The following is a 24,681-nucleotide window of genomic DNA, read 5'->3' as shown; positions in this document are numbered from 1 at the left end:
ACTATTCGTATTTGATATACTTTAATACATCTACTCTAGTGGCTTTAAAAGCACGACTTATAACAATTAGTAATGTCAATATTATAATGATGACAAAACAAAATATAAATGGCCATACACTCATCTCTATTCTAAAAGCATAATCACTTAACCATTTATTCAAGAAGTAATAACTGGGAAATACAGCTATTCCAAAACCTATTAAACAAAACACAATGTACTGCCCTGTTAACTTCTGTATCAAATCTTTAGGTCTCGCACCTAGTACTTTCCGTATAGCAACTTCTTTTAACCTAGAGTTAATAGTAAATGATGCCAAACTATACAGTCCAAAAAGAGCAATAAAAACAACCAAAGAATTCAATACTAAGAACACATTTCGTTCTTGTAAAGACCGTTCAAAACTCTGTGCAAAACGCTTATCTACAAATTCATACTGAAATGGCAAATCAGTTATATTATGCTTCTTCCATACCTCCTCAATAGCCTTCATTGTTTCCTCTGCCTTATTAGCTTTTATTTTAATAGACATCTCCTTCATACCTTTCCCCCATCCATTATTAGATAGAGCAACAAATAATAATGGTCTATAATCTGATTTAAGTCCTATCAGATTAAAATTTTTCACAACCCCTACTATAGTATGCTCACCTCCATTCCATTTGATATTTTGTCCTATTGGCTCTAATTCTCCCATTAAGGACATTGCTTTCTCATTAATCAAAACATTCCGGATACTATCACTAGCTAAATCCTTTGATAACATCCTTCCTTCTTTCATTTCAATCTGGTATAATTCCAAGAAATCATAATCTATAGCTGCTATACCAGGTTGCACATCTTTTTCTTTATAACTAAAGCCTGAAGACACATACCTATATCCACCAATGTCTAATAAGCAAGCACTTACACCTTCTATATTTTTCAACTTTAGTACATCCTTTTTTAGCCGTTCATACACATCTAGCTGATTAGTCACCTCTTTTTTAAAGTTGTATTTCACTGCTACTATTTGATCTGCATTATATCCTAGATCTTTTTTCAACATATAACTCACTTGCTGATAAATAATGAAAGAGCCTATAATAAAAAAACAAGCAACAATAAACTGAACTGTTAACAATATGTTCTTAAACCACACACCTTTCTTACTCCTCTTCATATTCCCTTTTAAAACATCTATTGTTTTAAAACTAGAAATATAGAATGCTGGAAGAGTCCCCACTAAGGCTACTACTAATACTAAGAATACGATTAGTTGAAATATAAAATCTAGTATATTAAAACTCAACTGTGCCTCAAAAAAAACTCTTAAACTAGGTAAAGAGAATTCTACTATTACAAAAGACAACACTATAGAGATTAGTACCGTTATAGTTGATTCAAAATAATTTTGATACATCAGACTTAAACGATTCGCACCAAAAGTCTTACGCATCCCCACTTCCTTACCTCGATTCATTACCTGTACTGTAGTAATATTGATATAATTAAATACAGATAATAATATGATTAACACGGATAAACCTATGGCAATATATATTCTATCAACATTAGCTTTTCCTTCTGGAAGTGCATTTATATCATCAATTTTAACAAAGCGTTGTCCCTTTAAATCATGTAAATAAAAACCAAAAGAATGCTCCCCTCTACTTCTTTTATACTCACCTACAGATATACCTTTTTTATTAGCCTCAGGCAACATGACATACTTATCATATATATCAAGTAACCTTTTTTCTATAATCTCTTTTGATTGAGCTTCCTTTAGTTTTATCCATAAAGCAGAGTTATAGTTTCCCCAATACTCTTTTTCAACAGCTTCTTTCTCCCTTTCATCTAAATCATTCATTACGATATTAGGATTGATAGAACTTAATGTATTTGCTTCTTTAAATATTCCTTTTACTACATAAGAGACATCCCATATTACTATAGTCTGCCCTATAGGATCTTTATCTTTAAATAAGTATTCTACATATGTATCTTTTATATATGCTTGATTTGGAGCATCAAAAGGTTGTAGTTGACTTCCACTTACTATTTCAAAAGGAAATACAGTAAAGAAATTAGACTGTACACTAATAGCCTTGGTATAAGAAAGCAATTCCCCATTGTAAACTAACATTCCATCGTCATAGCTATTATCTACATAAGAATATGTTTCTACTTCAGGTGACATTTCTTTTAATTTAGAGCCAAATGGATAAGATAACATTGGCCAGCTCTCCTCTTCACTGAACTTAGTTTCTACAGTATAAACTCTTTCACTATCCTTGTGCCAAGTATCATAAGACATCTCTTCAGTATAATATAAATACGAAATAATCACAGCTGATAATCCTATCGCCAACCCTATGACTGTCAACAAGAAATACATCTTGTGCTTCATCGTATTGTACCAATAAATCTTTAACCAGTTCTTTAACATCTCTATTCGTATTTGATATACTTTAATACATCTACTCTAGTCGCTTTATAAGCACGACTGATAACAATCAACAATGTCAATCCTAAAATCAACAACAAACTATACACATACACATCCAATCCGATCTCTATGCGGTACGCATAATTCGCTAACCACTTATTTAAAAAGTAATAACTAGGGAATACTGCTATACCGAATCCAACTAAGCAATAGATTATATACTGAAATGACAACTGTCTTAACAGTCCGAAAGTCTCAGCTCCTAATACCTTGCGGATAGCTACTTCTCTTAACTTTGTTCCTATCGTAAAAGACGATACAGCAAACAAGCCAAATAAAGCAATGAATACAACTGTATAATTTAATACTCTAAATACTTTTCTCTCTAATAAAACACGGTCAAAAGTTTTCGCATAACGTTGATCTACAAATTCATAAACAAAAGGAATTTTACTATCTATATTATATTTCTTCCATATTTTTTCAACAGCTTCTAGAGTAGGTTCTATCTTATCTTTACTTAATTTAATAGAGACATACAGAAAGTTATTTCTTATCCTTTGATTAGTATGAAAGTGGTAGTAAATCTTAGGTTTTACTTCGTTTGCTAATCTTTCATTATTATAGTCATCTACCACACCTATGATTGTGTACTTAAAACCTTTGCCTTCTATAAACTTCCCTAGTGGTTCTTTCTCTTTCATTTCTCTAACAAAAGCTTCATTGACAATGATGTTATTAATACTATCAGAAGCAAAGCGAGAAGATATATTTCTCCCTTGTTTCATCTTTATATCATATAGATCAAAGTAATTATAATCCATTCCGATTTGCTCTACTAAGAACTGTTCTGATTGATACGAATGATAAGTAAAGACATTAGATAATGCACCACTTCCAAAGTGTGAAGAAGCTGTTGACACATCCTCCACTCCTTTTAATTGTAGAAGTTCTTCTTTAAAATTATAGTATTTACTTAATCGATCAGATGACTCATTATACTGATTATTTTCGTCAAATAACACACCTATTACCTGATCTCCCTTAAAGCCAAGATCTTTATGAAGCATATAATTAACCTGTTGGTGTATTAATATCCCACTGGTGATAAAAAAACTAGCAATAACAAACTGTAATACTAAAAAACTGTTTTTTAGTATTCTTCCACTAGAGCTTTTATAGATAAAACCTTTAAGTGCTGATACCGTATCCATCTTATCGAGATATAGTGCTGGTAACATACCCACTAAGAGAGTGACAACTATTAATACACTCGATAATAAACCTATAAACTTAAAAAACGAGAACTCAATAGTTGTATCAACAAATACATTTATGAACGGCACTAATAATTCTAAAATAATAACACTTAATAATAAAGCTATTCCTGTTGTTACAAAAGATTCAAATAGTCCTTGACTAATAATTAAGCCTCTGTTTGCACCTAAAACCTTTCTCACTCCCACTTCTTTAGTTCGATTTAGAGACTGAGACAATGTTAGATTAATAAAATTAAATACAGACAGTAATAATATCATAACAGACAGTCCCACTATAATCTTCAACATCAATAGATTAGTATTCCCTTCAGGAAGAAAGTAACCAATTGCATTCATTCTAGCGCCATTTAAGGGTAATAAATAACTCTTAGCATAGAAGCTTTTAAAAGTAGTCTCTACAAATTCTTCTACAGAAACTCCTTTAGACTCTGCTAAAACAGTATAAAAGTGTTCATAGAATAAATTATCAATAGCTACCCTAGCCTGTTCCTTATCTTTGGTTTTAACTACTAAATTATAATTACTTGTAAACCAATCTCCTCTAGACGCGATCTCTTCAGTACTTAACTTATCTATTACAATATTAGGACTCATAGAACTTCTTATATCATGTTCTATTCTATAGACAGCAGATACACTATACTTAACATCCTTTATCTCAATTTCTTCTCCTAATGGATTAACATTTTTACCGAATAGTAATTCAGCTAATTCTAACTCTATAGCAATATCATTTGGATTATTAAACGCTGTTTTGTCATTGCCATAAATAAACTCAAAAGGAAAAAAAGAAAAGAAATTCTTCTGAGCATATATTACTTTCTCAATAGTATATTCCTTCTCATCTATTTTTACATTTGTCTGAAAATATACTCCATTATAATACATATAGTCTTCTACTATAGGATAATTATCCTTTAAAGAATATCCTAATCCAAAAGGCTGACTATCAATAGAAAACTGATCACTTTTAGTCTCTAAAACAAAAACCTCATCCTTATAAGGATTCCATTGATCATAACTAGACTCTTCTAGATAGTATAACGATGCTAATGTAACTGACGCAATACCTATCGCCAATCCTACTACTGTCAACAAGAAATACATCTTGTGTTTCATCGTATTGTACCAATAAATCTTTAACCAGTTCTTTAACATCTCTATTCGTATTTGATATACTTTAATACATCTACTCTAGTCGCTTTATAAGCACGACTGATAACAATCAACAATGTCAATCCTAAAATCAACAACAAACTATACACATACACATCCAATCCGATCTCTATGCGGTACGCATAATTCGCTAACCACTTATTTAAAAAGTAATAACTAGGGAATACTGCTATACCGAATCCAACTAAGCAATAGATTATATACTGAAATGACAACTGTCTTAACAGTCCGAAAGTCTCAGCTCCTAATACCTTGCGGATAGCTACTTCTCTTAGCTTTGTTCCTATTGTAAAAGACGATACAGCAAACAGTCCAAATAAAGCAATGAATACAACTACAGTACTTAGAATATTAAATATTCTCTTCTCCATCTGTACTTTATGGAAAGTCTCTGCAAACTGCTTATCTACAAACTTGTATTGAAACACATCCCTTTCTTCTATATTGTACTTCTTCCACAGCTTCTCGATATCAACAATAGTCTTACTAAAATATTCTGGAACAACCTTTATGTATATGACAGAATACATCCCATAGCTATGCTTAGTCTCTGGCATATAAGAATATACTGATGGTAATATTTTATCTTCTAGTCCATCGATATTAAAGTCTTTAATTATTCCCACTATTTTTTTATTCGTACCTAGCAGTTCTACTGAAGTATCAAGAGGCTTAGTCAAATTCATCCTACGAACAAAAGTCTCATTCACCACCACATTATCTAAACTATCAGAAGATAATTGAGCAGATAACATCCTACCTTCTTTTAATTCAATCTTTAATACATCGAAGAAATCATAGTCTATCATAACATTACTAATCATCAAATTCTCTTTCCCGTTGTTGTGATAGGTACCAAATACACCATTTGAAGCATTTCCAAAACCTATGGTACTAGTAGATACCGACTCTATTCCTCTAATCTTTTCTAGTTCGGCTTTGAAGCTTGCATATTTAGCAGCGCGCTTTCCTGTATAACTATTATGATTAAGAAACTCTATATTAATAACTTGATCTCCTTTAAAACCCAGACTTTTATTGAGCATATAACTTACTTGCTCATTGACGATGATAGAACCAATAATAAAGAAACAAGCTATTGTAAATTGAAGAACTAAAAAACCATTACTAAGCCACTTACCTCCTTTAGTCCCTATTACATTTCCTTTTAATAATTTGACAGTCTCAAATCTTGAAACAAAAAAAGCAGGAATACCACCGCATATCAGAATCACTAAAGTAGCAATAACGATAAGAACAGCTAAATCATTGATAAACGAAAATGTGATATTCGCCTCTAAATAGACATTGATATAAGGCAGAATGAGCTCAATAATACAAATAGCTAATACTAAAGAAAGAATAACCACAATAGCAGTTTCAAAAATACTCTGCTGATAAAAACTTCTCTTACCTCCACCAGCTACTCTTCTCATTCCTATTTCTTTTCCTCTACTCACTACTTGCGTTAATGATAGATTGACATAATTAAAAATAGAAAGTAAGAGTATCGTCATAGATAAGAAGATACTAATGTTTAGCATTTGCACATTTGCGCTACCTGCTGGGAATAATAACCTTTTATTCGGTAACATACGAGCATCTGCAAGTTTATTTAATACGATATCTCCTGTATAGTATTTAAAAGGCTCCTCTTCTTTATATTGCTCTAATGTTAGACCATCCTTCTCTGCCTTAGGAATGGCAACATATTTATCTCTAAGCTCCACTATAGCCTTTTTAATTCTATCAGGCTGTTTAGTCTTCACACATAGATTTAATCCAAATTCCTTCGTCCAGTCATCATTTTCACTAGGCTTTTCAGGCAAATTATTCATAACTGCATTAGGAGCAAAAGAACTGCGTAGGTCTCCTATTTTGTATACACCAGAGATTATAAACCTAGTGTTACCCTGACTATCATAGTTTGGATTAACAGCTTCTATTGTCTTACCTATTGGGTTTACTCCTTCCCCAAATAGTACTTCAGAGATCTTAATATCTATTACTACATCATTAGGATTAACTAACGCTTTTTCAGCATTGCCATATACAAACTCGAATGGAAAAAACTCAAAGTAGTTATCTTGTACAGCATATGTATCCTTTACATCTATTGTCTTCTCATTATAAATAAAATTTAAAGAACCATTATATCCAAAGTACATATAATCATCTAGTTCCTTATAATTATCCTTTAGATACCTTCCCATAGGACGGAACTGATCTGTCATAGAGAAATTCGGAGCTACAGTCTCTACGAGATACACCTCATCCTTATAAGGGTTCCATTGATCATAACTAGACTCTTCTAGATAGTACAACGATGCTAATACAACTGACGCAATACCTAGTGTCAATCCTACTACTGTCAACAAGAAATACATCTTGTGCTTCATCGTATTGTACCAATATATTTTCAACCAGTTCTTTAACATTTTTATTCGTATTTGATATAATTAATAATATTGATTTTAACAGCCTTATCCAGTTTACTTGCTAAAACCACAAAGACTAAAACAGAGAGTAGCACTAAAGAAAGTACAAATGGGTAAACCGAAATATCTGTATGATCTACAAACCTATCTAACCATTTACTCATCAACCAATATGTAGGGTATAGTACTAATACATAAGTAATCCCCAGAGCATATATAAAAGGCTTTAGTAACTTCAGATAGAGTTCTTTCTCACTAGCCCCTAATACTTTTCTGATCACGATTTCTTTTAATTGTTGTTCTATTGCAAAGGACATCACCGCGTAGAGTCCGAACAGAGCGATCAACACTACTGCTCCATTCCACAACATAAACATATTGCGCTGTGATAGTGTTTTCTGATAAGTCTGAGCAAACTGTTTCTTCACAGCCATCACCTCAAACGGATACTCATAATCGACATTCACTATCCAGAACGCTTGTAGACGTTCTAGAGTTTCTTCCTTTATCTCTGGATCTATCTGCACAGATAGAGACTCTATACCATAAGGCAAAAACTCTATATCTCTCCAGTGAAACAGAAGCATTGGCTTTATACTCTCTTCAAACCCGTCTCGGTTAAAGTCTCCTATTACCCCTTTTATGATAAACGTATTACTGTCATACGCTATGACCTCCCCTACTACATCACTAGGCTGTTTACCTAGTTGAGTAACAAACTTCTCATTGACATATACGGTTGGGAGATCTTCATCTATATTCTCCTGAAGCGCCAGCATATTGAATCCCATCATCTGTATATACCCTTCATCTACCCCATCCATGATGAAGTCTGTTATTTTCTGTTGTTGATAATAAGCTGTATGATTCGTATTCATACTATTTCCTTTAAAAGAGATCGTAGACAGCCCTACACCTTTCACCCCTTTTATATCCGCTATTTGCTCTATGACTTTAGAGGATCTATACATCTTACGTCTAATCTGTTGTGTATATAACTTGACTTGATATACCTGCTCTCCCTTAAATCCTAATTCTTTGCTTTGCATATAATCCACCTGATTATACACTAGCCATCCAGCGATTAAGAAAAAGAAAGCAATCACCAACTGTATCCCCACGAATGCCATTCTCCACTTAGAAATACTTAAATGAAGCTGTACTTGTCCTCCCTTAGTGTGTTGTCTAGCGATAATACTACCGTATAAAGCAGGTAGTAAACCTCCTAGGCAAATAATTCCTCCACCTATCAGTAAAATCACAATCCCCATAGCTTCCCAAGAGAATACTAAGTGTTGATGTAAAAAACTGTTGTAAATAGGTAAACTCAATTCTACTAAAACCAAAGAAATACTTAACGCAACTAAGACATTCAGTACCGTCTCAAAAAGTAACTGTAATACCAACTGTCCTTTTGAAGCTCCTATAATTCTTCTTAGAGACAACTCCTTTGCTCTACTTAAGACATTAGACTGATTCAGACTGATATAGTTCACTACAGTCAGTAAAAAGATTAAGAACGAACACCCACTGATTAACCCTATTGTTTCTCTCTTTATATTTCCTTCTAATAGAGTACTCTGCTTAGATTCAAATCGAGCTTCTGCTAATGGAACTAACTTAGAAGTAACCTCATCTCCTCTATCATCGAAGTATTTATTCTTCTTTTTCTTATTGTAGTAAACTTCTTCTAGTTCTTTTAATAACTTAACCTGGTCTACTCCTTCTGCTTTTTTAAACACGAGTCCACCTACATTCTCTTGCCATAACTCATACTCTTCCATATCATCAAAGTCTATAGAAGCAAGCACTACTTCAGGCATAATTGTAGCACGTTGATTTAATTCATACACCCCTCTTATCACATACTTCTGATGTGCTAACGAAAGTGTATCTCCGACAGGATTAGCCTCTCCAAAAAAACGAGTAGCAAGATTAGAAGATATTGCTATAGAATAATCATCTACGAACAGTCTATCTTTATCGCCATACTTAAATTCAAAAGGAAAAAAGTGAAAGAACGTATCTTGTGTATTCAATATCTTACTTACAACTCCTTGTTCTGTTTTACTCTCCCCATAGAAATCTAAATACTCTAACGCGTAGTAACAGTAGTCTTCAGCTAATTGATTTTCTAATAAATAAGGCCCTACCCCTGCAGGGATATAGATAGAATTGGATTGTTTTCCCATCTCTAGGTTTACTTCATACATATTACCTACCTTAGGTATCCATCTATTATAGCTATACTCACTCTTATAGTAAGTCACCGCTAGGATAACAGACGCCATACCAATAGCTAGCCCTATGATATTCCACAAAAAGAACAATCTAGAGTTGCTGATATTTTTAATATATATTTTAAACCAATTCTTTAGCATAACACTAATTACCTGCCTTAACTGATCCCATAGAATCTGTATATTTCTTTAATTCTTTTGGTGTATTATAGTACACCACTTTACCCATAGAGTCTGCATAAGCATTTAGACTTTCTGTAGGATACACTTCTGCCTTCCCCATAGAGTCTACCTCAGCTTTTACTGTTTTTGCTTTTAAGCCTTTGCCTGCGAATGTCGCTGCACTATCCACATTGACTACAAGGGATTCGACATCTCCTGTCACTTCCACACGACCTGCTGAGTCTACATTAGCCCTCATTGTCTTCGCTGTTACATTACCTACATACTTAGAGGCTGAGTCTACATTAATACTGATTGTATTCACAGAGAAATTAGCATTTACAGATCCAGCTCCATCAACAGATATCTTAGCGCTATCACCAGATACTCTACCAGACACCACTATTCTAGCCATAGCACTAGCGTAATAAGTAAGTACTGACTTCTGAGAAACATTCACTGTAATCTTTCCTATACTTTTATACCTTCTGTTTGGAGATTTGGATTCAATAGACAATTTAGTTCCTACCTGTCTGATTTGTACTAACTCTTCTGGGCTCTCCGTATCAGTGACTATTTCTACTGTATTAGAATCCCTAGTTGCATCAACATTAACTATCACTATAGAAGATACTTCTATACTCTGTACTCCCCCTGCTATAGTAACCGTTTGCTTACCTTGTCCATACATGATAAAGGACAATAGCGCGGCTACAAGTGTTAATAAAAAACGTATCATAATTCTGTGTTTTTATTCTGCAAAAACATCTACGATTTTAGTATTCATTTTCTCTGATAAGATCATTCCATCTTTCATTAAAATCGTGCGTTCTGAGTACGAAGCATCGTGATTCGAGTGAGTCACCATGATGATTGTAGCTCCTTGTTGGTGCAGTTCTGTTAATAATTCCATTACTTCGTTACCATTCTTACTATCTAAGTTACCTGTAGGCTCATCGGCTAGGATAATCTTAGGGTTCGTTACCAAGGCACGCCCTACAGCCACACGTTGTTGTTGTCCTCCTGATAACTGTTGTGGATAATGTTTTAATCTATGTACTATATTTAAGCGCTCTGCTATTTCCATTACCCTCTTCTTGCGCTCACTGCTAGGTACTTTATTATAGATTAGAGGAAGTTCTATATTATCATACACTGTCAACTCATCGATTAGATTAAAGTTCTGGAAGATAAATCCGATGTTTTCTTTTCTAATCTGTGCTCGCTGACTTTCTGTTAATCCCACCATCTCCTTGTCTAATAATAGGTAGCTTCCACTACTCGCATTATCTAATAGTCCGATGATATTTAACAGTGTTGATTTTCCGCATCCTGAAGGCCCCATAACAGAGATAAACTCCCCTTTTTTTACATTTAAAGAAACCTGATTTAAAGCTGTTGTCTCTATTTCTTCTGTCTGAAATACACGAGACATTTGATTAATAGTTATTACCATAATTATTCTTCTATGTTTAAATGTTCTACTCTTAAATAATCTTTATAACTTGATACGATCACTTCCTCCCCTACTTCTAAGCCTGATATGACTTCATAGTAAGCAGGATTCTCGCGTCCTATCTCTACATTCCTTCTTGTAGCCTTATTATTTTTCACTACATATACCCATTCTCCTTTTGTGTCTTGAAAGAAATTACCTTTAGGCAATAAGAGCGCTTTCTCTTTTCCTGACAAGAATAACTTCACTCCGAAGCTCGTCCCTTCCTGTAGTTTTAACTCCTTTTCTGTATCGAAAGCTAGGTGTACTTCGAATCTACCACTCTTCACCTCAGGCAACACTTTGATCACTTCTACATTCGTGATTTGCCCTTTCATATCGATCTGCCCTCTCTGCTTAAGCATTATTTTATCGAGATAGAACTCATCTACCTGTGCGACTAGCTTATATCCTTCCATCACATCTATCTTACCGATACTCTCTCCTCCGTTATACGTCTTTCCTAATATAGCCTCGAACGATGACAGCCTCCCCGATACAGGTGCTTTTAATAAGAAATTCTGTTTATTCTCTCTTAGCTGCTCTAAGCTTCTATTGATGACAGCTATCGATTGATCTATTTGTTTTACTTGTAACGCATTACTTTGTTTCTCTTTTTGGATACTCTCTTCCATCAGCGCCTTACGCTTTTTTTGATATGTTAGAGCCTCTCTTGTTTTGTTCCAATCACTCTCTGACAATATCTCTTGATCATATAATTTCTTATTCAGATCATACTGTAGCTCTGCATTCTTATAATCGTACTCGATACTTATCAAATCTTTCGTTAAATTTAACTCTTGATTACGAATATTCATCTTATTCACATTCAAATTATTCATTTGATCGATCAGAGAAGCTTCTTGAGACATAAAGTTAAACTCAGAACTCGGATTATACAGTCTTACTAAAGGTTGTCCCTGTACTACCATACTACCATTCTCTACTAACCTCTCCATCACCGCTCCTCCTTCTGTGATATTAACTAACAAAGAATGCAATGGTTCTACCTGAGACTGAAAAGAAATATACTCTTCGAAGAAGTTCTCTTCTACAGGACGAATACGTATCTCTTTCTTAGAAACGTTTAAAGCGATATGCTGAAAAAAAGTGATATAACTGATCAATAGCAAAGCGATAATACCAACTGAAACAAGTATTATCTTAACTTTTTTTCTATTTTTACGAGGAATAGTACGATCCATTATTAATTGTTTTATAGATATAATAACAATAATGTGCCAATCATTAATGAACACATTAATCATTACAAATCAACAACTTAATATTTGATCAAAAAATAAACTGTTCAGTTTCGGACACTAAAACGTTCGCTTTTGAAATAAACCTTTACACCATGAGAAAAACTAACGCTACAATTCTTGTATTAGACGACAATTCTGAAGTTCTTATCGCAGCAAAAATGTTGCTAAAAAGACACTTTGAAACCATATTGACGAATAATAACCCAAAAAAAATAGCAGAAATACTTTCTCAACAAGAAGTAGATGTGATTATTCTAGACATGAATTATCGCGTAGGCTTCGAAGATGGTAAAGAAGGGATATTTTGGTTTAAAGAGATTAAGAATATTGCACCGAATACACAGATTATACTGATGACTTCTTATGGTAATGTAGAGACTGCGGTAGAGGGAATCAAACTCGGAGCGGTAGATTATATCCTAAAACCATGGAATAACGAAGCACTTATAGAAACCGTAAAAGGAGTAGTCAAGCAACTGCGCAAAAAAGAAACAGTAGTAGACAAACCACAAAAAGAAGATAACGTATTTATAGGCCAGGCTCCTAGCATTCAGAAAGTATATACGATGGCTAGTCGTGTAGCTAAAACGGATGTTAATGCACTAATATTAGGAGAGAATGGTACAGGTAAATACGTATTGGCAAAACATATACATGACAATTCTCCTCGAAAAGAGCAACCATTCATCCATGTAGACTTGGGGTCTTTAAACGAAAATCTTTTTGAGAGTGAGCTATTTGGTTATGCTAAAGGAGCTTTTACAGATGCTAAACAAGATACGGAAGGTCGCTTCGAAGCCGCAAATGGTGGTACTATATTCTTAGACGAAATCGGCAATGTACCTCTTCACTTACAAGCCAAACTTCTTCAAGTCATCCAATCTAAAAGCGTGATTCGACTAGGGGAGTCTAAAGCTCGTCCTGTAGACATCCGCATCATCACAGCTACGAATGCTAATATAGAACAAGAGGTCAATGAGAAGTCATTCAGAGAAGACTTATATTACCGTATTAACACCGTGACACTACAGCTACCGCCATTAAGAGATCGCCTAGAAGATATCTTACCTCTACTACAATTCTTTGTGGAAGAGTATGCACATAAATATAGCCGTACTGTACCAAGTATTAGCGAATCTACTCAGCAAGCCTTAACTTACTACGACTGGAAAGGAAATATACGCGAAATGCAAAACCGTGTAGAGCGCGCATTAATTCTAACAGAAGAGGATGAGCTAAACCTTCATGATTTCGGTATTTCGCCAACTATGATTAACGATACCTCTACAGAAGAGAATACCTTACAAGATATGGAGCGTATCTCTATCCTTAAAGCACTAGAGAAGTACGATGGCAATATCTCTCAGACGGCTGAAGAACTAGGGTTATCTAGAGCCGCGTTATACAGAAGACTAGAAAAATACAATATCAAAAACTAAGTTTAATCCTATGCAATCATTCCACTTTAAAGCCTTCTTGCGCATTATAGTCATCCTTCTATTAGGATTGTTAGGCATGTATTTGTTCACTAAGGACCTTGTGTATTCCTTTGTCTTGGTATGTATACTGATAGTCGCTTTATTCGTTGAACTTTTCTTTTTTCAGAAGAAATATTACACAGCCATAGACCGTATCGTACTAGCGATGATGTATGATGACTATTCGCTTAAGACAACAAAAGAGCAACCTAATGAGACACTAAACAACTTACAGAAGCTCTACCATAAACTGCAAACACAACAACAGCAAAACGAAATACGCGAGCTCGTCTATCTAAATATTTTAAACAATATAGAAACAGGTATTCTAATTCTAGAGAAGAAGAACGATAAGTGGGACATATTCCTTATTAATGATTACTTCTCTTCCCTATTCGATATACCGAAGATTAGGTCTTGGACAAACCTAGAACGACTACTCCCTACACTAACCCATCATCTACAACAGCTAAACTTTAAAGAGTCTAAAGAGTCTATCGATATCAAAATAGAGCATGAGGAGAAACAAACCTTTATGCTCCAAACTTCTAATACAATAAGTCAAAATCAAGAGTACTTCATCGTTTTATTAGATTCTATTCAGAAAGTGTTAGAGAAAAAAGAAAAAGATACTTGGGAGAATCTAATGAAGATTATCTCTCATGAGATCATGAACTCTCTTACACCTATCCACTCACTTGCTCATAATACTCAAGAAATACTAGAAGAGGAAGAGTTGTCAGAAGAAGATATGGATGATATCAAAGTAAGTATCAATACGATCGTTAATCGTACTAATCACTTACAGCAATTCATAGACAACTATAGAAAGCTAACCATGCTGACCTCTCCTAAAAAGCAATCAGCCCCTGTTAATCGCATCATACAGATGAGTATAGAAACTCTGATGCCTCTATTTAAGAATAACGGTATCAAAGTACAAACAAACTTAAATCTGCAGATCAATCTAGAGTGGGACATTAAACAGATGGAGCAAGTATTTATCAACTTATTGACGAATGCAATACACGCCACTGCCAAACAAGAGGTAAAAGAAATCCATATTAACTTATACGAAAAGAACAATCGTATCTACATAGATATAGAAGACAGTGGACTAGGAATCATCCCTGAGATTAAAGAAAAGATATTCATCCCTTTCTACACCACCCGTGAAGAAGGAGCAGGTATTGGATTACCTCTATCTAAGAATATCGTAGAGATGCACAATGGATACCTAACGTACCACAGACGAGAAGACAGAACAGTCTTCAGTCTTAACTTCCCACTGTATTAAATTAATTAGGAATTAGAAATTGCACCTATGGCATAATATCTAGTATCTTGTCATTCCGACGATAGGAGGAATCACACTAGCATATCCACTAAGCCACAAACGCATTTAGTCCACACGCCTACTGATTATGTCAAAGTACAGACGCATTATCATGCGTGTCACACAATGGACATCACTAAAAATGTCTATTAGATATTTTCTTAATACCCGACCTTTTTGACCACATCTCTATATATGATCTCTAAAAGCTATCAAAAAGAGGGACACTATAAATAACAAAACTCCACCTAATCAAGTGGAGTTTCTTTATTGTCTATGCTACATCATACGAAGTGGATAACTTCACCTCGATATTTAGTCCTGTCTTATCTCTTAAAATATCATTCTGTACACCATAGTTCTGTGGGACTCTATATGTACTGTAATTCTTATTACTAATAATAGGATTGCGTATTAAATCACTTTTATCAGAGTGATGCTCTTTAAAACTCAGTATAGTTTCTTCAAACTTTCTACAAGCATCTGTAAACCATCCTTTTCCCAATCCAGTTTTTATCTCAAAAAACACAACAAACTGTTCTGCTCTAAAGAGAAATCCTTCACATCGCTTGATTAACTCCTCACCTGTCGAAGCACTACTAAAAGTGTTATCACCAACCAATCTGAAAATATCTATACAGTAATCTATTGCTCTGTACTCTACCTCATGCCTATTCGGATTATGAATCGTAAAATCCCAAACATCTTCTTCTTCAAACTTCACAACTGCAGGCGTATTACTATCCGAATTCGCATCACTAATCCCTACCTTACTAGTAGAAAAAACAGTCAAACAAGAAGTATCAAAAAAATCTACTTGCATAAATCCTCTATTTGAAATAATTCTGAGAACTGTATATTAATATCTTCTAAACTATCATTTAAATAGTTCTCATCAGAAGGCAATCCTTTATACATTTCTAACTGTTCAATACTTCCTCTTTCTTCATCTAATTGGTACACCACTAGATCATCTATTCCTAATACTGCTTCTAGAGGAACTACATTAGCCACCCTATTTAGAGCCTCAGTATTATCTGCTGCTAACTGTGCTACACGACCAGCCTTCACTGCTAGTGTTAAATAATTAATCAAATAAGGACTATGCGTCGTTAAGACTAACTGGTTATACTCATTCTCATTATTATAAGCAACTAACTTATTCAGTACCTTACGTTGAGACTTAGGGAATAAGTTCTGCTCTAACTCTTCTACAATATTGATTACACTACGGCAGATGTATTTGTTATCTACATTTCTCTGTTTTTCATCTAAATATACAGTAGAATCTAATCTATAATCATCAACATGGTCTCCATCCTGTATTGCTCTAGACATGACTATCTCAACATTTCTCCGGATCTGCTGATCTGCACTAAGTGAATTAATCAATTTCTGCTCATCTTGTTTAATAAACTGAGAAAGATAATCCGTTACTAAATACAAAGGTACTACAGAGTGAAACCCACTAGAAGCTTCCGTTACTTTTAGTCGCTTATTATTCGTTACCACATAGCTATTATCAGAAGATGAATCGTATAAGAAGCTCGCTTTATTAATAGGTAAGATTACTTCCTTATCCTTATTCGTTAACTGAGCATATCTGTACTCTATCAAGTAGGTCTGTAGGCTACCAGCAACTAAACTAGAAACATGAGTAAGATTCTCTATCGAACTCAACACATTGCGCTCGGCAGGCACATACATGACCTTAGGTTGTACGATATTCTGCTCATTGAATAACGTTGCCTCTACATTATACTTACCTTCGCTTTCAACAACTCTTAAATGGTAATAATTTCCTTTATACTCCAGTACAGAAGTAGGCTCTATATAATTCTGTAAACGATGATACGTTAATAACTCAATAAAAGCATTCTCTTTAAGAGGTAAAGTTTTATCTCCTCTAATCAAAGCTTTCTCTAACCAAACAAAAGTAGCTATCAATTTAGCAACAGTACTCTTACCAGAACCTTGATCACCTATAAACACAGTAACCTTGTGGATATCTATCCATCCATCATTACCTGTATATCCCTCTCTTACTGGTCCGAAGTTCTTAACTTTAATTTGTCTCTGCATTGTATTAACTATATTATACTCCCAAAGATAAAACCATTTTATGTATTTATATAAATCATGGTACACATTTATACAACATCCATAAACGTAATACACTTATTATCTGAGATAAAGGTAAAATGTACTAGCGCAGACTTCTAGTCTGTACTCTATCACATCTTCAACACTGCACCAACACTTCTTCAAGACTTCTTCAAGAAATAAGTGCTCTAATAGAGTAATCTTGGGGAAATGTTGAAGAACTCTTGAAGGAGCTCACTCTAAAGCGTACTATATCTAGGATTACAGGCTATTCTGGTTTTTAACCCCTAAAAACAAAAACAACCACAAACAACTAATGATCAATGATTTGAATCATTAAAATCTCAATATGAATGCAAAAAAACTACGCCTATTTTTTAAAAAAAGACACAAAAAAAGGCTTAAATAGCCTAAATACGTAAAAAAACAATGAATAAAGAGTCTTCTAAAGCTCTTAAAAAGGAAATAACAGCTATTTATTAGAGAAAAACAGACCTATTTCTGTCAAAATAAGAAGTAAACAAACTAATTCAAGATATGAACTAATAATATATATTTGATAAGATTAAAATACACTACTAGAGAAAATAAGTGATTTATATGGTTAATTATTCTCCTTCGTACACGGTAGGTTCCCAAAGGAGTTCTTTAAAATTGACCACCTTATTATCTACTACCTCCACACCTTCATTCTCTAATAACTGTTGCATCAGATTAGTTCCATCAAAATGAAATTTACCTGTCAATAATCCACTGCGATTCACTACACGATGTGCAGGTACTGTATCATCATCATGAGACGCATTCATCGCATAACCTACCATACGCGCCGAACGCGCTGCTCCGATAGCTCTAGCTATAGCCCCATAAGTAGTCACTCTACCTACGGGTATCTGTCTTGCAACAGTGAAAACTCGTTCAAAGAAATTATCTTGTTTATCCATTATTTCAATAACTTATATATCGTGATTAAACAGATAATACCCGTAATAGTTCCGATTACATAATTAATATTGCGCAAGATAAAAGCATCTTCTCTAGAGGGTTTCTTAAAAAAGGAAATATAGAGATAAAACATCATCGCTGATCCTATAACTACCCCTAATGAGAAGAATATAGTACAGATCAGGTCAAAGATATGATAATCATAAGTAGCTAAAGTAATACTTAAAAAAACGTAATAGGGAATTAAGAATACATTGATCGAAGCTAAGAAAAGTCCATAAACAAAAGGTGACTTGCTCTTCTTAGGATTATTCTTTTTCTTCATCTCTTTTTTCTTTGCAAAAAAGAAGAAGTAAATCGTCAATATCGCAAAAATAACTAAACCGATTTCGTGTAATGCCTCAGTAATACTCGGGCTAGAATCAATAAGCTTAGAAAAGAATATAGCGATAAAGGTCTGAATAAAAATAACGGTCGAAGCTCCTAAGACATACGAGAAAGCATTGCGCCCTCCTTCTTCCTTAGCAATCTTGACAGCTGTCATATTAAGCAGCCCTGGAAGAGAAACTCCCAAGGTAGCTGCTAAAAAACCGAAAAATAAAAGTGTGACAACTTCTACTCCCATCTTACTTAATTCTAAATTGAATGTAAGTTATAGGTTTATTTTGTTCTAAATACTGTGATTCGTAAAAAGTTTGAATTTCTGTTACTACTGAAGGTGCACCTTCATTTTTATAAATGTGGTGATTAGCGTAGATAACTTCATGTCCTTCTCCATGTAGAAGTCCTAATGTATAACCATGCATGAACTCACTATCCGTCTTTAAGTTCATAATACCATCTTCTGATAAAATATTCTTATAACGTTTAAGGAATTCACTATTCGTTAGACGGTGTTTAGTACGTTTATACTTGATCTGAGGGTCTGGGAAAGTAATCCAGATTTCGCTCACCTCACCTGATGCAAATGCATACTCGATAAGTTCGATTTGTGTACGTAAGAAAGCCACATTAGTCATTCCTGACTCTACAGCTGTCTTAGCCCCACGCCAAAAACGAGCACCTTTAATATCAATACCAATAAAGTTTTTCTCAGGAAAACGCTTCGCTAGCTCTACTGTATATTCTCCTTTTCCACATCCTAGTTCTAATACTATAGGATTGTCATTCTTAAAAACGTCTTTATTCCAATTACCTTTTTGAGGTAACTCTCCTATCATATCTTCTCTAGTCGGCTGATATACAATGTCAAAAGTTTCGTTCTCTCTGAATCGCTTTAGTTTATTTTTACTTCCCACGTGATATACTTCATTATAAATTTGCGCAAAATTAAGTAATTATAGTGAAACTATCCTATTTTAATTTTATCTGCAACAAATAGATACCATATTGGCACATAATTAATTATCAGTAGGGTCTACGAAAGCTTTCTCTAAAGTGAAAGAGAACTCTGATCCATAGCCAAAACTACTCTCTACATAAATATGTTCTTCATGTGCCTCTACAATATGCTTCACGATAGACAATCCTAATCCAGAACCACCCACTGCTCTAGCTCCACTCTTATCTATACGATAGAAGCGCTCGAATAGACGAGACACATTCTCCTTCTTAATCCCTAAGCCATTATCTGTAACACGGATAATTAATTTATTATTCACTAAGTCTTCAATAGTTACTTCCGTAGTCCCTTTTTCCTTACCATATTTAATAGAGTTATCTATTAGATTCGTAATGACTTGTCCTATGCGTTCCTTATCACCTACTACATAAATAGGTTTGTTATAATTCAGATCGAAGATTAGAGATATATTTCTTTTTTTGGCTTTATAATCTAAAAAGTCAAAAGCATGTCGAATCGTCTCTACAATATCAAAAGTCACGATATTAAGGTGTAGATCACCAGACTCAAGCTTAGTAATCATATCTAAGTCATTAACGATATAGATAAGACGATCTACACTCTGAGCTGCCCGCTCTATATAACGGTCCCTGACTTTAAGATCATTAATCGCACCATCCTGTAAAGTCTCTAAATAACTCTGTATCGTGAATAGAGGAGTCTTTAGTTCATGAGATATATTCCCTAAGAACTCTCTTCTATATTCTTCTCTCACTTGAAGAGACTCAATCTCAATTTTCTTGTTTTTAGCAAATTTCTGGATTTCTTCTGTCAAGGTCTGCATATCAGTCGTCACGGCTTTACTTCTCAGCTCAGCATGTTCTAACAGAGAGACATTGTCATATATTTTTTTAATTCTTCTGTAGATAAAGTGCTCTACACGATACTGAAGAATAAAAAAGGACATCGTAAATAAGATTAAAAGATATCCTAACACTATCCAAACTGGGATGTTTAGATAAAATACACCTATGGGAAAGGTTACAATAAAGCTTATCAAGGTAATAGAAGATGAAGACTTTATTGCAAACTTATAAGAGTTTTTAAACTTTGTAGCCATTAACTATTCTGCGTGGTCAAATTTATATCCTACTCCTTTTATAGTCTTAAAGTAACTATCTCCGATTTTTTCTCTTAGTTTTCGGATATGTACATCGATAGTTCTTCCGCCTACTACCACTTCATTACCCCATACTGCATCTAAGATCTCGTCACGAGTAAACACTTTACCTGGCTTAGCCATTAATAAATAAAGTAGTTCAAATTCTTTTCTAGGGAATACAATTTCTTCTTTGCGAACAAATACTCTGTATTCATCCCTATCTATTCTAATATCTCCTACTTCTATAGTATTACTAGAAGTATCGTCACTGAAGCGTGCACGTCTAAGTAATGCCTTTACCTTACTCATTAGTACCTTAGGTTTGACAGGCTTAGTAATATAATCATCCGCCCCTGCTTCAAAACCTGCTACTTGTGAATAATCTTCCCCACGTGCTGTTAGAAAGGTGATTACACTATTAGATAGACCACTGTTTTTTCTAATCAACTCACATGCTTCTATACCGTCCATCTCAGGCATCATTACATCTAATATAATAAGGTGTGGTTTGTTTTGAGTTGCAGACTCCACTGCTAGCTTACCGTTTGTTGCAGTAAATACTTGATACCCCTCTTGCTCTAAATTATATCCAATGATATCGATAATATCTTGCTCATCATCAGCTAAAAGGATCTTAATTTCAGAATTTTTCATACTTGTGTTGCGTGTTTTAGTAGGTCAAATATAGAGCATAATACATTACTAAATATAGACTTTACAATAATTTAATATGTTAACAATTTGATAACCTAATATACGCAAAAAATTAAACTTTGATTAACATTCACTATACATTCATCTAGGTTCTTTGCACCAATAATACAACACACTTATTTATATGAAAAATTTCTTAGTGATCTTAACCTTAATGGTATCAGCCACTTTTTATGGGCAAAAGGCCGAAATTAAAGGAAAAATAACAGATGACTCTACGCATGAACCACTAGCCTATGCTACCGTGGCAATTAAAAATACTTCTGAAGGAGTAAACACAGAATTAGATGGAAGTTACAGTATCTCGATAGAAGCAGGTACTTATATATTACAGTTTCAATATATGGGATATGTAACTCAAGAAAAATCAATCACAGTTGCAAAAAAAGAATCAAAAACATTAAATATAGCATTAGCCTCTGAACACGTAGAACTAGAAGGAGTGATAGTGGAAGCTACACGTTCTAAATCTAGAGAATCAGCTCTACTTATAGAACAACAGAGATCTAGTGAGATCAAACAACATATAGGTTCACAAGAATTATCTCGTAAAGGGGTAAGTGATGTAGCTTCTGCAGTAGCTAAAACAACAGGTGTAGCCAAGCAAGAAGGTACAGGAACAATATTCGTACGTGGACTAGGAGATAGATATAACAGTACTTCTCTAAATGGATTGCCACTAGCCTCAAATGACCCAGAGAAAAAGAATATTGATTTAAACTTATTCTCTACTGATATCGTAGAATACATCTCAATAGATAAAACATATAGTGCAAGAAACTCTGGAGACTTCGCAGGAGGAAATATAGACATTATTTCTAAAAAACACAGTGGAGAAGGATTCTTCAACATTAGTTTAGGATCAAACATTAATTCTAATGCTGTAGGAGAAGATAAGTTTAGATCTCTATCAGACAGAAACTTTTTAGGATTCTCTAATACAAAACAACCTAGTAATGCGCTTCAAAGTTTTAGTTTTAAAAACTCTGCTCAGACAAAAAACAAATCTCCTTATGGAATGAGTTTAGGACTGAATGGTGGTAAATCATTCTACTTCGGAGCAGAGTCTTCATTAAACATCTTCGCTACGGTGTCATTTGACAATAATTACAAATTCAAAGAAGGAATTAATCGTACTGCTCAAGCTCAAAACAGTTTTACAAAAGATTTATACATGAAGTCTTATGAGTACAATACGAATACTACTGCGATGTTAAATGCTGAGTATAATATCAACTCTAGAAATAGTATTAAATACAATTCTCTTTTAATCAATGGTACTCAAGAAAAACTAGATGAATACACTGGTTTTATCAGAGATATTACAGATAGAAAAGACTATTATGAAAATACGCTTCTATCAAGACAAAACTACAGACAAGATCGTCTATTCGTAAACCAATTATTAGGAGATCATAAACTAAATGAACAAATAGACCTAAACTGGGGGTTAGCTCTTAATAATATTTCTGCTCAGACTCCTGACAGACAGATGTACACTTTAAACAAAGTTAAAGGAGAGGATAACTACGAATTCTCAACTAACTCTAGATCTGATAATAACAGATACTTCGAGGATCTAATCGAAAACGAAGTAGGTGCAAATATCGCTGCATCTTATAAATTCGGTAAAAACAGTGAGAATCTATACAACGGAAAGTTAACGGTAGGGTATAACTTACGTCAAAAGAACAGAGAGTTTAAGGCTACACAGTACGTATTTCAGATCAATGCTGATTACAACAACAATATAAATCCGTATGCACTAGATAACTTCTTTAATCAACAAAACTTCAACAACGGATACTTCCAAACATATACGTTCAGAGGAGGTGCGAATACACCTAATGCATTATTACCTCAAACGTATGATGGAGATATGACAGTACATGCAGGTTTTGCGAATGTAGAATACAAATTATCAGATAGATTATCAGGTACTATCGGAGCTAGATTTGAGACAATCACTCAAAAAGTAACTTGGCAAACACAGTTAGACGCAGATAAGAGCTCTAATACATTAGATAAAAATGCATTCTTACCAAGCTTATCTTTAAAGTATGCTGTTGATGATAGAAATAACCTTCGTTTTGCTGCATCTAAAACATATACTTTACCTCAATTCAAAGAGAGAGCTAGATTTATCTATGAGGATGTAACTGAGATTAAAGTAGGTAACCCAGACTTATATGCATCTGATGATTATAACGTAGATCTTAAGTGGGAATTCTTCCCTACTAATGATGAAGTATTCTCTGCTTCTGTATTTGGTAAATATATTAAAAACCCAATCAACGAGATTGTTTCAGCTTCTTCTTCTAATGATATCACGTATGCGAATACAGGTGACTATGGATACGCAGCAGGAGTAGAAATAGAAGTACGTAAAAACTTAATCAGCTTCGATGATTTAAATACTAATAAACTAACGGGGGGGTTAAACGCTTCTATAATGAAGACGTACCAAAAATTAGATAATGAAAAAGTGAATAGAGAGAATAAATATATCACTACCTCATTTACACATGACAATTCAGACTTCACAGGTGCATCAGATTTCTTATTAAATGCTGACTTATCTTATATCAAAGAATGGGGTGAGAAAAACTTAATGGCTACTGTATCTTATGCTCATTTCTCTGATAAATTATACTCTATCGGAACAGAGCAAAGTGGTAACCTAGTAGACAAAGCATTTGGTATGTTAGATTTTACTTTCAAAATGAAATTTAATAAAAGGTTTGGTATTGGTTTAAATGCTAAAAACTTATTAGACCCAAAAATTGAAAGAGAACAACAAAACAAGACTCAAGATGTCTTAGTAAGATCATATAAACTTGGAAGAAACTTTAGCTTAAGCCTAAACTATTCATTCTAGAATCTAAATATCATATAATACCCCAAAAGCAGAGCGAGAGTCTTCTAATAAGGCTCTCGCTTTATTTTTTACTAAAAAAGGTCAATTAAAATCATATTCAATATGATCTATTTTAAAAAATATTTCTCTCCTAATTACTTACAAAAGTACTCATTCCTCTTTCCTATTTACACTCGCTTAAACTACAAATCCATATACTATTATAATTAACCAACTTAACACCTATTTAATATTGA

Annotated in this window: 17 protein-coding genes; 3 read left to right on the top strand and 14 right to left on the bottom strand. The window is 33.9% G+C overall.

Going from position 1 to position 24,681, the window contains the following annotated elements; genetic code table 11:
• Position 1: 1 nt before the first annotated feature.
• From RT228_RS02105 to RT228_RS02075, 7 genes are read right to left on the bottom strand one after another with little or no spacing between them, the layout of a single operon-like run.
• Positions 2–2,431, bottom strand: a complete 2,430-nt coding sequence (locus tag RT228_RS02105) for an ABC transporter permease (RefSeq protein WP_058699171.1) — start codon at positions 2,429–2,431, stop codon at positions 2–4.
• A 2-nt stretch (positions 2,432–2,433) separates the two neighbouring features.
• On the bottom strand, positions 2,434–4,869 hold the full coding sequence (locus RT228_RS02100) for an ABC transporter permease (protein WP_058699172.1): 2,436 nt from the start codon (positions 4,867–4,869) through the stop codon (positions 2,434–2,436).
• Between the two features lie 2 nt (positions 4,870–4,871).
• Complete coding sequence (locus RT228_RS02095; RefSeq protein ID WP_313138370.1) at positions 4,872–7,325, bottom strand: ABC transporter permease; 2,454 nt, start codon at positions 7,323–7,325, stop codon at positions 4,872–4,874.
• Positions 7,326–7,327: 2 nt separating this feature from the next.
• Positions 7,328–9,706, bottom strand: a complete 2,379-nt coding sequence (locus RT228_RS02090) for an ABC transporter permease (RefSeq protein WP_058699174.1) — start codon at positions 9,704–9,706, stop codon at positions 7,328–7,330.
• Between the two features lie 4 nt (positions 9,707–9,710).
• Positions 9,711–10,466: a GIN domain-containing protein gene (locus RT228_RS02085; protein ID WP_006264560.1), complete on the bottom strand. Its 756-nt coding sequence runs from the start codon at positions 10,464–10,466 to the stop codon at positions 9,711–9,713.
• A gap of 12 nt (positions 10,467–10,478) precedes the next feature.
• Positions 10,479–11,162, bottom strand: a complete 684-nt coding sequence (locus tag RT228_RS02080; protein WP_006262323.1) for an ABC transporter ATP-binding protein — start codon at positions 11,160–11,162, stop codon at positions 10,479–10,481.
• A 23-nt stretch (positions 11,163–11,185) separates the two neighbouring features.
• Complete coding sequence (locus RT228_RS02075; RefSeq protein ID WP_157132031.1) at positions 11,186–12,427, bottom strand: efflux RND transporter periplasmic adaptor subunit; 1,242 nt, start codon at positions 12,425–12,427, stop codon at positions 11,186–11,188.
• 152 nt (positions 12,428–12,579) lie between these two features.
• Here RT228_RS02075 and RT228_RS02070 point away from each other — a divergent pair, with 152 nt between their 5' ends.
• Both RT228_RS02070 and RT228_RS02065 read left to right on the top strand, forming a co-directional pair.
• Entirely contained in the window at positions 12,580–13,926 is a 1,347-nt protein-coding gene (locus RT228_RS02070) for a sigma-54-dependent transcriptional regulator (protein ID WP_006262324.1), read from the top strand.
• A gap of 10 nt (positions 13,927–13,936) precedes the next feature.
• The gene (locus RT228_RS02065; RefSeq protein WP_006264558.1) at positions 13,937–15,262 is read left to right on the top strand and encodes a sensor histidine kinase; all 1,326 of its coding nucleotides are present in this window, start codon (positions 13,937–13,939) and stop codon (positions 15,260–15,262) included.
• A gap of 313 nt (positions 15,263–15,575) precedes the next feature.
• Here the strand turns inward: RT228_RS02065 and RT228_RS02060 are convergent, their stop codons facing one another.
• The 7 genes from RT228_RS02060 to RT228_RS02030 all read right to left on the bottom strand — a co-directional run bounded on the left by RT228_RS02060 (position 15,576) and on the right by RT228_RS02030 (position 21,507).
• Positions 15,576–16,124 carry a hypothetical protein gene (locus RT228_RS02060; RefSeq protein WP_058699175.1) on the bottom strand — a complete coding sequence of 183 codons (549 nt, stop codon included), beginning with the start codon at positions 16,122–16,124 and terminating at the stop codon, positions 15,576–15,578.
• On the bottom strand, positions 16,115–17,383 hold the full coding sequence (locus RT228_RS02055; protein ID WP_058699176.1) for an AAA family ATPase: 1,269 nt from the start codon (positions 17,381–17,383) through the stop codon (positions 16,115–16,117). The genes RT228_RS02060 and RT228_RS02055 overlap by 10 nt, the downstream gene beginning before the upstream one ends.
• A gap of 629 nt (positions 17,384–18,012) precedes the next feature.
• Positions 18,013–18,348 carry an MGMT family protein gene (locus RT228_RS02050; RefSeq protein WP_058699177.1) on the bottom strand — a complete coding sequence of 112 codons (336 nt, stop codon included), beginning with the start codon at positions 18,346–18,348 and terminating at the stop codon, positions 18,013–18,015.
• Positions 18,348–18,974: a hypothetical protein gene (locus RT228_RS02045; RefSeq protein WP_006259807.1), complete on the bottom strand. Its 627-nt coding sequence runs from the start codon at positions 18,972–18,974 to the stop codon at positions 18,348–18,350. Before RT228_RS02045 ends, RT228_RS02050 begins: the two co-directional genes overlap by 1 nt.
• A gap of 1 nt (position 18,975) precedes the next feature.
• Positions 18,976–19,647, bottom strand: coding sequence for a tRNA (guanosine(46)-N7)-methyltransferase TrmB (gene trmB / locus RT228_RS02040; protein WP_006259808.1), 672 nt, complete (start codon positions 19,645–19,647; stop codon positions 18,976–18,978).
• Positions 19,648–19,749: 102 nt separating this feature from the next.
• Positions 19,750–20,811: a sensor histidine kinase gene (locus RT228_RS02035; RefSeq protein ID WP_006259809.1), complete on the bottom strand. Its 1,062-nt coding sequence runs from the start codon at positions 20,809–20,811 to the stop codon at positions 19,750–19,752.
• Positions 20,812–20,814: 3 nt separating this feature from the next.
• Positions 20,815–21,507 (bottom strand): response regulator transcription factor, encoded by a 693-nt coding sequence (locus RT228_RS02030; RefSeq protein WP_006259810.1) that lies wholly within the window; start codon positions 21,505–21,507, stop codon positions 20,815–20,817.
• 184 nt (positions 21,508–21,691) lie between these two features.
• On the opposite strand from RT228_RS02030, the gene RT228_RS02025 reads away from it, so the two are divergent.
• Positions 21,692–24,445 carry a TonB-dependent receptor domain-containing protein gene (locus tag RT228_RS02025; protein WP_313138368.1) on the top strand — a complete coding sequence of 918 codons (2,754 nt, stop codon included), beginning with the start codon at positions 21,692–21,694 and terminating at the stop codon, positions 24,443–24,445.
• Positions 24,446–24,681 lie beyond the last annotated feature (236 nt).

The organism is Myroides sp. (assembly GCF_032073645.1).
GTDB classification, from domain to species: domain Bacteria; phylum Bacteroidota; class Bacteroidia; order Flavobacteriales; family Flavobacteriaceae; genus Flavobacterium; species Flavobacterium odoratimimum.
Note: the sequence above shows the minus strand (reverse complement) of the source record. Positions and strands in the feature narration are given on the sequence as shown.

Bases quoted from the DNA above. Each gene is read 5' to 3' on its own strand.
- RT228_RS02105 (WP_058699171.1), bottom strand. From the start codon at position 2,431: ATGTTAAAGAACTGGTTAAAGATTTATTGGTACAATACGATGAAGCAC.
- RT228_RS02100 (WP_058699172.1), bottom strand. From the start codon at position 4,869: ATGTTAAAGAACTGGTTAAAGATTTATTGGTACAATACGATGAAACAC.
- RT228_RS02095 (WP_313138370.1), bottom strand. From the start codon at position 7,325: ATGTTAAAGAACTGGTTGAAAATATATTGGTACAATACGATGAAGCAC.
- RT228_RS02090 (WP_058699174.1), bottom strand. From the start codon at position 9,706: ATGCTAAAGAATTGGTTTAAAATATATATTAAAAATATCAGCAACTCT.
- RT228_RS02085 (WP_006264560.1), bottom strand. From the start codon at position 10,466: ATGATACGTTTTTTATTAACACTTGTAGCCGCGCTATTGTCCTTTATC.
- RT228_RS02080 (WP_006262323.1), bottom strand. From the start codon at position 11,162: ATGTCTCGTGTATTTCAGACAGAAGAAATAGAGACAACAGCTTTAAAT.
- RT228_RS02075 (WP_157132031.1), bottom strand. From the start codon at position 12,427: ATGGATCGTACTATTCCTCGTAAAAATAGAAAAAAAGTTAAGATAATA.
- RT228_RS02070 (WP_006262324.1), top strand. From the start codon at position 12,580: ATGAGAAAAACTAACGCTACAATTCTTGTATTAGACGACAATTCTGAA.
- RT228_RS02065 (WP_006264558.1), top strand. From the start codon at position 13,937: ATGCAATCATTCCACTTTAAAGCCTTCTTGCGCATTATAGTCATCCTT.
- RT228_RS02060 (WP_058699175.1), bottom strand. From the start codon at position 16,124: ATGCAAGTAGATTTTTTTGATACTTCTTGTTTGACTGTTTTTTCTACT.
- RT228_RS02055 (WP_058699176.1), bottom strand. From the start codon at position 17,383: ATGCAGAGACAAATTAAAGTTAAGAACTTCGGACCAGTAAGAGAGGGA.
- RT228_RS02050 (WP_058699177.1), bottom strand. From the start codon at position 18,348: ATGGATAAACAAGATAATTTCTTTGAACGAGTTTTCACTGTTGCAAGA.
- RT228_RS02045 (WP_006259807.1), bottom strand. From the start codon at position 18,974: ATGGGAGTAGAAGTTGTCACACTTTTATTTTTCGGTTTTTTAGCAGCT.
- RT228_RS02035 (WP_006259809.1), bottom strand. From the start codon at position 20,811: ATGGCTACAAAGTTTAAAAACTCTTATAAGTTTGCAATAAAGTCTTCA.
- RT228_RS02030 (WP_006259810.1), bottom strand. From the start codon at position 21,507: ATGAAAAATTCTGAAATTAAGATCCTTTTAGCTGATGATGAGCAAGAT.
- RT228_RS02025 (WP_313138368.1), top strand. From the start codon at position 21,692: ATGAAAAATTTCTTAGTGATCTTAACCTTAATGGTATCAGCCACTTTT.